The 14778-nt window shown below is 44.6% G+C and carries 10 protein-coding genes; 3 read left to right on the top strand and 7 right to left on the bottom strand.

Translation table 11 applies throughout. The annotated features are described in order from the left end of the window. Positions 1–102: 102 nt before the first annotated feature. Positions 103–1824: a chloride channel protein gene (locus ACVBIU_RS10945; protein WP_447160373.1), complete on the bottom strand. Its 1722-nt coding sequence runs from the start codon at positions 1822–1824 to the stop codon at positions 103–105. A 61-nt stretch (positions 1825–1885) separates the two neighbouring features. Between ACVBIU_RS10945 and ACVBIU_RS10940 the strand changes: the two genes are divergently transcribed. Further along, positions 1886–2689 (top strand): DUF6776 family protein, encoded by an 804-nt coding sequence (locus ACVBIU_RS10940; protein WP_447163740.1) that lies wholly within the window; start codon positions 1886–1888, stop codon positions 2687–2689. Beyond that, on the top strand, positions 2682–3032 hold the full coding sequence (gene erpA / locus ACVBIU_RS10935; protein ID WP_447160375.1) for an iron-sulfur cluster insertion protein ErpA: 351 nt from the start codon (positions 2682–2684) through the stop codon (positions 3030–3032). Before ACVBIU_RS10940 ends, erpA begins: the two co-directional genes overlap by 8 nt. A gap of 89 nt (positions 3033–3121) precedes the next feature. On the opposite strand, the gene ACVBIU_RS10930 is transcribed toward erpA, so the two are convergent. The 6 genes from ACVBIU_RS10930 to ACVBIU_RS10905 all read right to left on the bottom strand — a co-directional run bounded on the left by ACVBIU_RS10930 (position 3122) and on the right by ACVBIU_RS10905 (position 12232). Next, the gene (locus ACVBIU_RS10930; RefSeq protein ID WP_447163739.1) at positions 3122–3655 is read right to left on the bottom strand and encodes a hypothetical protein; all 534 of its coding nucleotides are present in this window, start codon (positions 3653–3655) and stop codon (positions 3122–3124) included. Between the two features lie 83 nt (positions 3656–3738). Beyond that, a complete protein-coding gene (locus tag ACVBIU_RS10925) occupies positions 3739–4119 on the bottom strand; it encodes a DUF2750 domain-containing protein (protein ID WP_447163738.1) in 381 nt (126 codons plus the stop codon). 135 nt (positions 4120–4254) lie between these two features. Then, positions 4255–4950 (bottom strand): aquaporin Z, encoded by a 696-nt coding sequence (gene aqpZ, locus ACVBIU_RS10920; protein WP_447160378.1) that lies wholly within the window; start codon positions 4948–4950, stop codon positions 4255–4257. A gap of 177 nt (positions 4951–5127) precedes the next feature. Beyond that, entirely contained in the window at positions 5128–6459 is a 1332-nt protein-coding gene (locus tag ACVBIU_RS10915) for an alkaline phosphatase (RefSeq protein WP_447163749.1), read from the bottom strand. A 304-nt stretch (positions 6460–6763) separates the two neighbouring features. After that, positions 6764–9286 (bottom strand): prolyl oligopeptidase family serine peptidase, encoded by a 2523-nt coding sequence (locus ACVBIU_RS10910; RefSeq protein ID WP_447160379.1) that lies wholly within the window; start codon positions 9284–9286, stop codon positions 6764–6766. 165 nt (positions 9287–9451) lie between these two features. Then, complete coding sequence (locus ACVBIU_RS10905; RefSeq protein ID WP_447163737.1) at positions 9452–12232, bottom strand: TonB-dependent receptor domain-containing protein; 2781 nt, start codon at positions 12230–12232, stop codon at positions 9452–9454. A gap of 353 nt (positions 12233–12585) precedes the next feature. Here ACVBIU_RS10905 and ACVBIU_RS10900 point away from each other — a divergent pair, with 353 nt between their 5' ends. Next, a complete protein-coding gene (locus ACVBIU_RS10900) occupies positions 12586–14748 on the top strand; it encodes a winged helix-turn-helix domain-containing protein (protein WP_447163736.1) in 2163 nt (720 codons plus the stop codon). Positions 14749–14778 lie beyond the last annotated feature (30 nt).

The following is a 14778-nucleotide window of genomic DNA, read 5'->3' as shown; positions in this document are numbered from 1 at the left end:
TTAGCCCATTGTCTAGAGGCGCTGTTATTCAGTAAATTCGTCCAATATTGTGCTTTACACACTAAATAAGGGGGCTTGATAAGCTAGCTGTTTAGGACAAGGTTACACCTGACCAGAACGGATCTCTCTTTGTAGTGATCCCCAGTTAATTACCCCAACAATATTGTCGCTTTCTTGCTGGTAGATGTAGACCTCGCCTCGTCGGTATTTTGAAAGAATCGCATACACTTCATTGAGCGTTGAGGTGTCGGGTAATCCCTGAATTGGGTGACGCGTTAACGCGCTTGCATCATCTTGTACCTGTAGCTCTAGCTGCAACATTTCTACAATACCTTGAGCATTGCGAACTAATACAGAGCGGCCTTCGGCGCGCTTAAGTACCTCTAATAAAAGCTCTTGATTGTCGTAAACGATGACGAAGCGTTTATCCATTAAGTGCCTGACGCCCACTTTTTGCAACCCAAGGTTTACCGGTGCGACTTTATAACCTAAGCCCATTATTTCAAGCTGCTTAAAAAAAATGGACTTAGTATTAAAGCCTTGATGAGCAATCAAGAAGGCTGGGATCACCACAAACATTGAGGGCAAAATAATTGAGGCGTTGTTGGTCAGCTCTATTAATGCCACAAGCGCCGCTAGTGGCGCACTTAAACAGACGCCCATCATGCCCGTCATGCCGATAATAGTATAGAGGCCAATATAGGGTGCAATACTTGGGAACATTAGCGAACAGACTAAAGCCAGTATGGTGCCAAGTAGTGCGCCAATTCCATAAAGAGGGCCAATCAGTCCGCCTGGGATCCCAAGGCCGATAGCGGCAATGGTCGCTATGATTTTACCGATTAAAATCGCACTTAAAAATAGAATGCTGGGATGTTGGTTAATGGTCTCTGCAATGGCGAGCTCACCGCTACCAATCGCTTGTGGTAGTACTAAACCGACTAATGTAGTGACAGCTCCAGCAAGCAGTAAGCGGTTAATTAGCGGCCAGTGTTGTCCGATAGCCGTCACTTTAAGAAGACTTGCGTTGAAAAATGCGGCGATGCAGCCAAGTATTACTCCAAATACTGCCAGCAGTGGATATTGGCTTAAGGGGATCACTGCTACGCCAATCTGCTCGAATTCATGTACATCACCAAACACCAGTCGGCTGCTGAGTGCGCCGCAAATGGCAGAGAGCATAATGGGGAAGAAGTAATGGATTTTGTATTCTCTGAGCACCACTTCAAATACAAATATGACAGCGGCCAAAGGCGCGTTAAAAATGGCGGCAATACCTGCTGCTATACCACTGGCACACATCACCCTTACGCTGTTGTCTGGCAGTTTAAATTTTTCGGCGAGTACACTAGCGCTCACCGCGCCTAAATGAATAGCAGGACCTTCTCTACCGACAGAGAAATTAGTCGCAAGCGCAAACAGAGCTTGAAAGAATTGACCAGGGGCAGACTGCAGTGGAATTTTGCCGTAATGCAGTTTAACTCTGTGGATCACATAGGCGATGCCCATACGTTTATAACGCTGAGATCCCATTTTTGCGACACCCCAGATTAAAAATGAGCCTAAAAGCGGTAATAGTACTCGCCAGTCATCGATGATATCCGTAAAATTCATCACCTGAGTTTTGGTGAAGGTGTCACACCAAAGCAGTAATAATCTAAAAAGAAGAATGATGCCGGACGCAAATAGTGCAAATAGCAATGCGAGCAAACATAACTGTACACTGACCTTAGCTTGCGACAGCGTGTCTTTAAGGTCGGTATGTAGGTACTTTTGAAATTGCTCTCGCTTCTTAACAATTGTTTGATGCACAGAAATTTCCAAAATGTATGTTTGTCACATTGATAGTTAAATGTGAGATTTTTTATTAAGGGGCTGTTACTTAATGCCAAATTATCATCGTTGGCTCGATCGCTTGCAAGTGATTGAACGACAAATTAGACCCTCAAGTGTTTATTTACTGCTTTTATTACTGGTGTCCTTTGCTTTAGGTGCGCTCAGTTATGATGTTGCAAAACTGCACTACCTGCCTAAAGCTGAGGTTAAGGCTGATAAATCAGAGCAGTATATTCTGCAATTGCAGCAACAAGCACAAACCTTGGCTGCACGTAATATCGAACTAGCATTAGAGCGTGAAGCTAACAATAACATGCAGGCAATGTTTGTTGAGCAAAATGTGAAACAAAATGAGCTGGAGCGTGAACTGGCATTTTATCGTAGTGTGATGGCGCCGGAAAATATCGCTGACGGTGTCGCGATTAATGCATTAGAGATCGAGCCAAGCCTTGAGCCACGTCAATATCGAATTAAATTGGTACTGACACAGTTAGAGAAGCGTAAGCGCTCGTTATCGGGTCGCAGTGAAGTGACGTTAATCGGCTTACAAGACGGTAAAACCCTTACCCTAAAATTGTCGGATTTGACTGATGCCTCGTTTAAATTCAAATTTAGGTATTTTCAGGTATTAGAAGGGGAATTTACATTGCCTGAAGGCTTTAGCTTGTCTAGAGTGAAGGCCAAAGTCATCGTGCCTGCGAGCCGTTGGACCAAAGGTTCACAAACGGAACAAGAGTATAATGCACAAGATTTACTTGTGGATGAAAAAGAACAGGGCATAATACTTGAACAAAATGGTCAGGTATTAGATAATTCTGCACAGCAAACAGATCTAAGAGGTAGTAATGACTGAACAAGCTGAAGATGCTTTGCCAATTCGCTTTACCGATGCGGCGGCTTCAAAAGTAAAAACCTTGCTAGAAGAGGAAGAAAATGACGCACTTAAGCTACGTGTATACGTAACAGGTGGCGGTTGCTCTGGTTTCCAGTATGGCTTTACGTTCGATGAGAAAGTAAACGACGGTGACTTTACAGTCGAGAAGCAAGGTGTTCAGTTGGTTGTCGATCCAATGAGCCTGCAATATCTTGTTGGTGGTGAAGTGGATTACACTTCAGGCCTTGAAGGTTCTCGCTTCTTTGTTAAGAATCCAAACGCGACCACCACATGTGGTTGTGGCGCGAGTTTTTCTGTTTAATCTAATTGATTGAGTAGAAGCTCGAGATATAAAGAAGCCGTCTAATGACGGCTTTTTCATATCTGTAATTTTTATATCTGTAAGTCGCGTTAACGCATAATGTTGAGGTTCATCTCTCGATTAAAGTAGCGTCCCACCTTAGTTGTAAATGCAATCCATACCTGCACAATCGCTAATAAAATGAGTATGCCAAATATCAGCCAGTCTGGGAGCTGTGCCTTGAAGCTGCCAATGGCAAAGCTTGATGGTCCTGATGCTGCGAGGTTGTCAGGATCGTAAAGCACAAGAGGTAGTATGCTGACAACGGCGAGCTGCAATGAGGTGTAGACCCTAAGCATGATAAGTCCCGCTTTTTGCTTACCTATGATGGCTAACACTATAAATAAGGTCAGGATACAAAACAGTACGCCTTGTTTTGCTATTAACCCGCTCACGGAGATCATCACAAAAAATATGAGTAGGGCAATGAGGCGTTTGGGCATGGCGACTTTTGTTGCAGATAGTCCACTTTGCGTCGCAGGGGGGGAGTCTGTGGTTGAGCTAATATCGCATTGTGTTGCTGATTGTGTTGCTGATTGTGTTGCTGAATCAGCGATAGAGCGTGCAGGGGGTTTGGTATCCACTTTTTATTCTCTTTATCGTTTTATGAGCAGATAAAAGCGTAAAAATGGTAAGCCTAAATGGCTTACCATAAGCGGCCTTATGATTAGTGACGCTTTTTAGGCGTTAGACGCTCTTCAAGCTCGTGTGGTGGGATCACCACACCTAAATCATCTTGTACTGGGAAAATAGCAACGAAGAGGTCGTCGTCTTGCATACCAGGAACCCAACGCTCTAACCACTCATCAACTGGGATCGATAACGCCTGGCAATCTTTCCAGTCATCAACAGCCCAAAGTGCGGCAGCTTCTTCAGTTGGCCACATCGGAATACAATCTTCCTCTTCAGTAGTCAGCATTACGCAGCCGTCTAAATCTTGTAATGACCACAGTGTGTTGTGCTCTTTTGCTTGCTCAACAAGATAGTCATAGCGAGATTCTGGCGTCATTTCAGTAATTTGCTTTAGGCTTTTGTTTTTGTTGCTCATGGTTTACATCTCTTTATTTAAAATGTGGCGAGCCTTGAAACAAGGAGAACGCGCCGATTAAAGGGATAATAGCACCAAGCTGACTATTGAAAAAGAAAACAGAGCCGATTTAGGCTCTGTTTTCTTTAGCGCTTGCTATTTTTTAGCATCGAATATTTTGTAAATCATGCCAGCGATGATCGCTCCAATTATAGGGGCAACCCAAAACAACCACAGTTGAGACAGTGCGGCTTCGCCAACAAATAACGCTGGAGCAGTACTTCGAGCGGGATTTACCGAGGTGTTTGTAACCGGGATACTGATTAGGTGGATAAGGGTGAGCCCTAAGCCAATAGCAATAGGGGCAAAGCCTTTTGGCGCGCGAGCATCTGTAGCGCCAAGAATTATCAGTAGGAAAAATAACGTCATCACGATTTCACAAATGAGTGCCGCGGTTAAACTGTAGCCCCCAGGTGATCGGTCGCCATAGCCGTTTGAGGCAAAGCCAGCCGATAGGTTAAAGCCATCTTGACCTGAGGCGATAAGATACAAAATACCTGCGCCAACGATACCTCCGGCAACCTGAGCGATAATATAGGGGAGTAATTCTGATGCAGGAAAACGCCCACCAGCCCAGAGTCCAACAGAGACCGCGGGGTTTAAATGACATCCCGAAATATGACCAATGGCAAATGCCATCGTCAGCACTGTTAAGCCGAATGCAAACGCAACACCTAGAAAACCAATACCCACTTCGGGGAAAGTTGCGGCTAAGACGGCGCTACCACAGCCACCTAAGACAAGCCAAAGCGTGCCGATGAATTCAGCCGTCATTTTTTGAGTCATATTCATATAACTGTTCCTTGTGTTTTAAGCCGACTCTATTTGTTGTAAATAGCTTGTCGACTTTTAAAATAAGACTTTGATACTTTAAGTTGTCCTAAATAAAGGGTTAAGTAAATAGCTAAAAAGTGAATTTTATTATCTGACAATGCCAATGACTCATCATTATAATGCAGATAAGACAGACTAATTAACCTTGTAACGCTCATCTTGCACCATCTGAATAAGCGTCGCGGCAATTTCGGTATTGTCTTTATGGCCTCTAAAGTACAGTGCGCCTTTACCGTAAGCGTAAATGGGTACATCGATGGCGTCGTGGCCCCCTGTTGTCCATCCAGTATAGGTCAGCTTATCAATTGCTTGTTTAAGGTCGTCAGTTATTTGCTTTTCATGCTTGTGGTGAGATAAGCGAGAGTTAAGCTTTTTTCTTAGCCCGTCTATTTTTTTATCTTCGATAGCAATACTGATATGGGGTCGTAAAAACGTGCTAAATGCGGCTAAGTCATTTAATACATCGGGGCTGGCAATGATGAGTTTGGCCATCGTGCTTGGTAAGCTATGTACTTGATGCAGCAATTGGCCTTTCCATTGATAGGTGCCGTCGGTGCCTAATGTCAGGCCGCCTGTAGAATGGTCCGCTGTCGCGACCAATAAAGTATCTGGGTGATTATCGACATAGCGTTTAACCAGGCTTAGTGTGTTGGCAAAGTCATCCATTTCATTCATCGCGCAGGCGATATCGTTACTGTGACCACACCAATCTATTTGGCTTGCCTCAACCATCATGACAAACGGGGCACCTTTTGCGGACAAAAGGCTTAAGGCTTTACGTGTCATGGTTGTGAGTCTCAGCGGATCTTCACTTTCAATGGCGGCAGGTAAGCCTTTTGGTGCAAATAAGCCTAAGGCAGGTAAGCCTTCGATGCTATTTAAGTCGCTGAGTTTGTCTATGTATTGGTAGCCGTACTCTTGAAACTCTTGGGTGAGATCTTTGTCATCACGTACAAAGTATTGCGTACCTCCACCGAGCATAAGATCGGCCACGGGCCATTTATCTATAAGGTTACTCAAGTAACTGTCGGCTATCTGGTCGTAGTTACGGCGGCTTTCATTATGAGCGAGAAAACTTGCTGGAGTGGCGTGATTAATTTGCGAGGTGACCACTACCGCAGTGGTTTTCCCTTGGGATTTTGCCATTTCTAGCAGAGTAGGGAAATGGCTGTGTTGCTGGTCAACCGAAATCGCACCGTTGTAGGTTTTGTAGCTGGTTGCGAGCGCCGTCGCAGCCGCTGCAGAGTCGGTGACAACAGTGTCATCGTCAGGATAAGTGCTCGACATGCCAACTAACAGTTGGTCGAAAATAGTCTTCTCGACTCTTTGGGTTTGAGGGTTGTCGTTATAGTAACGGTAGGCTGTGGTATACGCAGGTCCCATACCATCACCAATCAGGTAGATAATATTCTTGGGTAAGTACTCTGCGGCTATGACAGGAGCAAATGGGTCATCGGTTTGTGCCATTGTGACTGAACTAAACAGGGCGCCATAAATGACGCTTGAACAAATTGCCGATATTCGTAGAGCGGTATCTAAACAAGTCATAGTCTGCTTATCCTAAAAAAGAGAAGACGTGGCTAAATATATTGCTGCATTGAAGTCCCACTCAACGCCTTGATAGACAGCAAGACTTTGAGTGGTTAACAAGGGTTTGTTTATTAGCCAATCGGTATGGGCTGCTCGGCTTAATAAGCCGAGCAATTAACCCTATCTTTATCGTGAGTCCGTGTTTGAGTCAGTAACTACAAATGAGTCAAACTCGGGTGGCTTAATGAAACGTAACGTGTGTTGGAGCGGGCTTGGCCTTGTTAAAGGCTTCACTGCCCCTGACAAGCTCGGTTGTTTTAAGGTGTTGCTCAAGCCAACTCTCTTGCTCCCAAAGCATGTGCATGATCGACTCCTTGGCCTTATAACTATGACTTTCATAAGGCAGAGTCACTAATCGTGCTTGGCCACCGAGTCCTCTGATCGCTTTAAATAGTCTTGCCGATTGCATTGGGTAGGTGCCAGAGTTTGAGTCCATTTCACCATGCATCAATAGCAGTGGTTCATCGATTTTATCTGCATGGGTAAAAGGTGATATTTGTTGATATAGGCTAGGGGCTTCCCAGAAATTACGTTTCTCATGTTGAAAGCCAAATGGCGTTAAGGTGCGATTATAGGCACCACTTCGAGCGATACCAGCAGCAAATAAATCTGAATGCGCAAGCAGGTTTGCGACCATAAAGGCGCCGTAAGAGTGTCCGCCGATAGCCACCCGTTCTCTGTCAGCTACTCCCATCTCGACCAAGGTATCAATGGCGGCGCTAGCGTTGGCGACTAATTGATGACGGAAACTGTCATTAGGTTTTTCATTCCCCTCACCGACTATCGGCATGGCAACCTTATCGAAAACCGCAAAACCCTTAGCCACGAAAGGCACTGGGCCTTTAGGGCTAATCTGGTTATATTGATTGGGCGAGTAGTTGATCTGGCTGGCGACCTCTGCATTTTTGTATTCACGTGGGTAAGCCCACATGAGTACCGGCAAAGGACCGTCATCTTTGCTATAGCCAGCAGGGAGATAAAGTACGCCAGATAAGGGGAGGCCGTCTTCACGATGGTAATTAATCAGTTGCCTGCTCATGCCTTGGTAGGCGTTTAGTTTATTTTGATTTTGGTACAGTAGCTGCTCGCGCCCCGAGTCGACATTAAGCATTACTAGGTGGGACGGCGTATCAGCGGTTTGCCTGCTAATGATAAGTGTTAGTGGTTTGAGGTTGACAATATATTTGATGCTTTCTAGCTGTAGAGGTGATGACTGCCACAGCGTTGTTGAATCATTGATTGCCAATGATGTTTTATCAATAACGAGGGGGGATGACTTTAAAAATGGCTGGTAACCCTCAGGGGATGCCCCTAAACCATAATGTAGCAGTCCGTTATTATGCAGCTTGATAACTCGGCCTAAGCTTTGACCATTGAGTTTTGCAGTCTGTCGATACAATTGGCCTGGGTCTTTATAAGTGTCGCGAATTGCCTTTTGGTACCAAAGCGCGAGTGAGTTATCACTGGCTTTTGAGGTATCTAAAAGACTTACTCGCATCTGTTTTTTATCTGATTGGCGCTCTGTGATAAGTGCCATGTTTTGCTCTGCCCACTGTATCTTACTTATGCGCCATGGCGTTTTAGTTAATGCTATTGCTGGTTGAGTAAAGGGCGCCTCAAGCTGCAGCAGCTCATCACGATAAGCGGTTTTTATGCGGCTATCACCTTTATCTAAGGCTTTAACAAAGGCGAGACTGCTGGGTTTATCGCTGCGCCAATGGATCATGCGTAGCCCTTTTCGCACTGAGTCACTGCCCGGTGGTCGATATTCACTGCTCTCTAATTTGGCAAGGGTTTGCAGTTGTTCTCCTGCGCGATTAAACAGCTCAACCGTTTGCGCAAAATCGTAATATTTCACCATATAGGAGAAAGGTGCAGAAATCCGCTTCACGATCAGGTATTGATCATCAGGCGACAAGCTATAGCTAATATTGATGGCGGGTTTGCCGATTGGAGTGATCTTGCCATCAAGGGCGATAAAACTCAGTTGGCTGGTGGTTAATGCTGAGAACTCTGCCTCATCCTGAGGGTTTTGCAATAGATCTTGATAGGTTCTACGAGGCGCTTTTTGCCCAGAGGTTTCGCTTATGTTGGGCGCGATAGGCGTGTGTTCTGATTCTAACAAGGAGGCTGTGACAGCTAAGTTAGTAAACACTCCCTTACTGTCATTTTGCCAGATGTACTTAAGCCCTAAAGTGGCATTGAGGCGCTGACTCGTTAGTTTGTGGCTGTGGCCATTTTTGATGTCGTAAACATAGATATTCGCGCCGGCTTGAGTAAGGCCAATGTAGCTTAAGTAGCGGCTATCTGGCGAAAAGTTCACACTGGCAGCTTGCATCCCCTTGGGTAAATGAATCTTAATAGGTTTTATTGCGGCGCCTTGCTTAGCAATATTGATAAGCGATATAGCGATATAGCTATATTTAACTCGGCTAGGTGTGAGTTGAGCCGTAGACACTCTAAGGCCTGCGAGTTTTCGCTCGCTGCGCGACAGTGCTTGAATTGATAAATGTTTTCTTGGGGTCAGTACCGCCAGCCATTGTTTGTCTTGAGATAAGCGAGTACTTACATTTTTAGTTTGCTCAACCACATTTTGCAGTGCCTGACTCGGTAATTGATAGCTATTGCTCAACGCATTTGAACTGAATAATAGCAGGCTGCAAATGGCTATCAGGGCATTCATTAAGAGCGGGTTTAGAGACATTCTTATCTCCTGATAATAGGGATAGTGACGATGTTCGTGGCGATAAAGATAAGCGCCCAACATTGGGCGCTTATTTCTCGTCATAAAAGGGAGATTTACGTCCAAACAACCTGAAGACACAACTTCAAGTCGTTTGGGTAACTACTTGTTTATATATCTACGAGATTAAAACTTCTGTGAATAACCAATAAACAGACTACGGCCAACGTTTGAGTAGCTGCTGTTGTCATCTTCATAGAAAGGCCAGTCATTATGCTTGTCGTTACGCTCATCGTACAAAGGTGGCATTTCATCGGTTAGGTTTTTAACACCTGCCGTGAATCGACCTCTCCAAGGTGCGTCGTAGCTCAAGGTAATGTTGACGATTTGATAAGCATCTAAGGTGTCAGTTTCCATTGACTCAACATCGTCACCGTTTTCATCCAGGTACTCGAACAGATCGACGCCTTGTGCTTCACCAGTGTAGTAGTAAGCAACCGTTGCGCTAAAGTCTTCATAATTCCAACTTAGGCTCGCATTACCTTTCCATTTAGGGAAGTAATCGGTCTCAGTTTGCTCTTCAATTTCACTATCGACGCGCTCTTGGTACTCTTTCTTAATTAAGTAAGAGGCTGCTAGCTTAAATTTAAACTCACCAGCGACCGTTTCAGGGAACCGATAATTGAAGCTAGTATCAATACCTTCAGACGCTTCATATGCACTGTTGATTGGGCCTTTACGCATACAAGCGATGTTTTCGATACCATCATCATCGTATTCTGTTAGGTAACCGACAACATCCATTTGGTCACAACTAGTGTAATTACCTGTTTGTTTATACTGCGCTTCATCAGCTAACATCTCATCGGTTGAGATCGTTTTTACCGCGCCATCAAGCTTGATGTTCCACCAGTCAACCGTGATGTCTGCGTTGTCGGTAATATTAGCGACCACACCAAGGTTCCAGAACTCACCCTTTTCTTCTTCAAGATTCAAGTTACCTTCACTGAGTGAGATGTAATCATCTTCGTAAATTTCATCAGGAATAGTTGGGTGTGGGTATTCAGTACCACCGAAACCGATAGTGCGGCCCGCGTAAAGGCGGTGCATATCTGGCGCTCTAAAGCTCTTACCCCAGTTAGCACGAACCATGACTTCATCAATCGGACGGTATGATAGGCCTACTTGTGGCGTGGTTGCGCCGCCTACATCTGAATCATCTAAATATTGGTCGTATCGCAGTGCTGCAGAAAGGTCTAGAGACCTAACCCCCGGCATATTAGCCAGTAGTGGGATCTGTAACTCACCCGCTACAGCGACGCGGTCACGGTCGCCCTTACCACCGGTACCACCCATACCGATATAACCGCCGCTTGAAGTCACTTCATCTAGGGTATCTTCATAGCTTTCACGTGCCCACTCGGCTGTAGTTGCAAAGCCTGCGGTTCCGGCCGGTAACTCCATTAAGTCTCCGGCAAACACTGCCTGGAACTGGTGCATACTAGAGTCTGAATTTTTAGTCGAATCACCAATAAGCATATTCGCTTGCTCGGTCGTAAGCTGATTATTTGGGTACCACTTAGCAGCATCTGTGTCATTTGGGTCGAAAGTGACAATGTCTAGCAGTGCATCCGCTTTCACCATATGATGATTTTGCTTCTCGTACTTGTTGTAGCTGCTTGACCAGGAGATATCTAACTCATAATCACCAATATTACCGTCAGCGCCAAATGAGACCGATGCCTTAGTATTTTGGGTATCGTAAGTACGTGGACCGTCAAACTCCTCCATACGGCGACGCATCTGGAATTTGTTGTAATCGTCAAATTCGTACTTGTCGTAGCTCATTGCACCAGTGGCTTCGTCTTCATATATGTATGCACCGAAACCTTTTTCATCTTTGTACTTGGTGGCTTCTTTGTATGATGCGTTGATCATGCCGTAAAGCTGCCAATCATCATTTAAGTCGTAAGTAGAGTTTAAAACTAAGTTTACGCGGTCATAAGCAGATTGCAGGCCGCGGTCAGCATATTTGTCATAGTAACAATCGTAAGAACCCGCTGGAGTGTAGATGCCTTTATCACCAAATAGGTTGGTGCATTGTGCTTCATCGACAGGGCTATATTTGTCGCTGGTATACACTTTACCGTAGTCACGAACCCATGAAGCCCAGCTAGATGCTGAAGCGTCACCATATGGGCCAGCGCCCCAGCGAAGGTCACCGTCTTCATCTTCATAGTAAGCTGGGCTGTAAAGATCATCACGTTGGTAGGTTTGAATTGACTCTACTTTCTTGTATTCAAGAATTAATAGCGTCTGGCTCTTATCGGTATTAAAGCCCTGCAGGTAAGACAGATCGAGTTGCTCACCACCGCCTTGAGTTGGATCATTATATTTAGCTGAAACTTTCGCGCCTTCGTACTCTTTTTTCAGAATAATATTGACTACACCACCAACGGCATCTGAACCATAAATTGCCGATGCACCACCGGTTAGAATTTCGATGCGTTCTACTGCTGCTGTAGGAATGTCTGATACATCAACAAAGTTTGAGGTGCCACCTGCAGCGCTTGGGAAAGAGGCTTGACGGCGGCTATTGATAAGAACCAAGGTTCTGTTGGCGCCCATACCACGTAGGTTAACTGAGCTAGCACTGTCTGTGAAACCATCGCTCTCACCATTAAGTGAACCACCCGTGTTAGCGACAGATGATTGCAGTACTTCTGAAATAGAGTTAAGACCGCTGTTGGCAATGTCGTCGGCTGTAATAACAGTAACAGGCAGGACACCTTCGAAGTCGGCACGTTTAATACGTGAGCCTGTCACCTCAATTTTTTCCATCTCTTGATCTGCTGCTTTCTTATCTGCGGCTTCAGCCGCGAATAAAGTTGATGGTGTTAGCGCGGCCATACTGATGGCCAGGCTTAATGCTGAAAGTTTCATCTTAGGTTTCATCTTCGATTTCATTGATTGCAGTCCTTATTTTTATAATTTTCCCAAACACGTTAATCATTTTTTGTAAAAATCTCAGATGATTTAAACGCGTCATTCCAGGGATGAATACTGTCGATTTTCCAATTTATCTACTGCTGGTTATCAACTGTAATCATTTGTAATTAATTTGTAAGTGAACGGCAATCGATGTTGGGTCGTTTATTTGTTGTTTATATGTCTATTTAATCTCTATTGTTTTTACTTTCACTGGCTTAGCGTGTATTTTGGTGCTGTTGTTAACGCAATATCTATGTTGAATAGATGTGAGTTTTAGGTCAGGTTTGAGATTGTGGATGACAGAAATATGAGCGGTAGCAGGAGTATTAATGAGAGAAATAAAAAAAGAGGCCATTTTTAGATTAGGACTTTGTGAGGTTAACCCTAGCGATAACAGTCTTAATTTTTTTGATGCTGCATTGACTGACGAACCTTCAAACAAAGTCTCCATTCAGCCAAAATTCATTGAAGTATTAAGCTATCTTGCCCGGCAATACCCTAAAGTGGTTACTCGAGAAGAGCTAATAGACAATATTTGGGAAGGTAATAGCTATGTTGGCAGTAAAGCATTAACTAATGCTATCTGGCATCTACGAAAACAGCTTAATCAAGGCAGTGTTCAAAGCAGTGATAGTGAGCAAGTTATCGAGACTGTACGTAAGATGGGCTACCGTTTGTTGCTTGAGCCCCAGTTTAGCGATGCTGACTTAGTCGATGAGCCAGACCTGTTTTTACAGGCTCAATTGAAGATTAGCCGTTTAACCCAGTTTAATCAAAGCTTGGCATTTGCTGGTGGGCTAGTTTTAGCTTTAATAGCAATATCTTGGGGCTATCATTTATATCAAGACAGTATTCGATACGTGCCGACAGTTAAGCAAAATTTAACCTCTGCTGCGGGATCTGAGCTTTACCCTGCGGTTTCCCCCGATGGTCGTTGGCTAGTGTATGGCAGTCGTGGTAATAACAAATACGCCAGCCTTTATCTTAAAGATCTGCAAAATCCTACCGAAACGCCAAAACGACTGACTTCAACAAAAACAGCAGAAATTAGAGCTGTTTGGAGTGCTACTGGCAGCGCGCTGTATTATGGTTCAGAGCATCGCAGTGAGGATAAGTGTTATTTGACTCAGCTTGACTTAGACAGTAATGAAGCTCGTAAACTCGGTGATTGTTACACCTATAGTTCGGCTATCGATATTGCTCCAGACGGTGGTCGCCTAGTGTATATCTGGGACGGGGGAGAGGGATTTGGTTCGGGTCTTTATGAGTTGTCTCTACTCACCCAAGGCGAAGAGCCTAAACGCTTATCTTGTACTGAGAATTGCAGCTACCGAGACCGAGATGTGGCCTTTAGTCCCGATGGCAGTTGGCTCGCTGTTGCGCGCCGATTTGGTAACATTTCGGAAGATATCTTTATACTACATACCCAAACAGGCGAGGAGCAACGCTTAACTTATGGCTTGGAAGATATTCGTGGCCTGAGTTGGCATCAAGATAGTGAGCGCCTGATTTTTAGCACAGAAAATTCAGGGGTCAGAAATGGCTATATAGTGGGCATTGATAATAAACAGATCTTGCCGTTAGATGTGGAAGGTATGAGCTACCCGCGCTCAATCCCTCATAGTGATGAGCTGGTCTACTCCAACTATATGCGCGACTATCAGGTGGCTTCGTTTGCACTAGAACAATCGATTCCCACAGCAACCTTTCCACTGTTACAAGTTGAATACAGCTATCGAAATCCAGATTACTCCTCGGTCACTAAGCGAATTGTCTATGTGTCCAACGAAACTGGGTTTAATGAGATCTGGAGCAGTGATGCAACAGGTCAGCAAAGGCGTCAGCATACTGACCTTAAGCGCCGCGTGGCTTATCCAAGCTGGTCCCATGATGGCACTAAGGTGGCCTTTTTAGCACCGGATGATAAAAATGAGGGCAATAAAATTCATGTGTTAGATATGAATACCTCTAATATCAGCATTCTTGCGACGCCGTACCTTGATCATAACCGTCCAAGTTGGGGCTGGAATGATGATATGGTGCTGGCAAGCAGTAAAGATGGCATCACTGAGTTCTATCTTGATAACCGTTTACCTCAGGTGATAAGCCCAATCGATATGCGTTTAGGCAAGATGATAGCAGAAGATAAATTAGTCTTTACCCAGCTTGGTAAAAACGGCCTGTGGATGCTGTCGCTGACAAATCCTGGTGAGTTAAACGAGCTGATCAGTGCCAATCATTTCGGAGAAGGCTATAACTGGGTCGCAACCGATAAAGGGGTTTATTTTAGAAAGAGTCGTAGTGGATTTCAGCTCATTAATTTTTGGCGATTCAATACTGGGCTTATCACGCCTATTTTGAAGTTACCATCGGGCAGTATTCCACGCTCAGGAGCGATGACTTATATCAGCAGTAATAACAGCTTGCTGATGACCTTATCGCAAAACTACAAGCGTGATGTGATAAAGCTACAGCATAAGTTACTGTATTAAATTGAATTGCAGGCAGATTAAAAATAACAT

Source organism: Shewanella sp. 30m-14 (genome assembly GCF_052977125.1).
The sequence above is the reverse complement of the archived record's forward strand: the minus strand, read 5'-3'. Positions and strand labels throughout refer to the sequence as shown.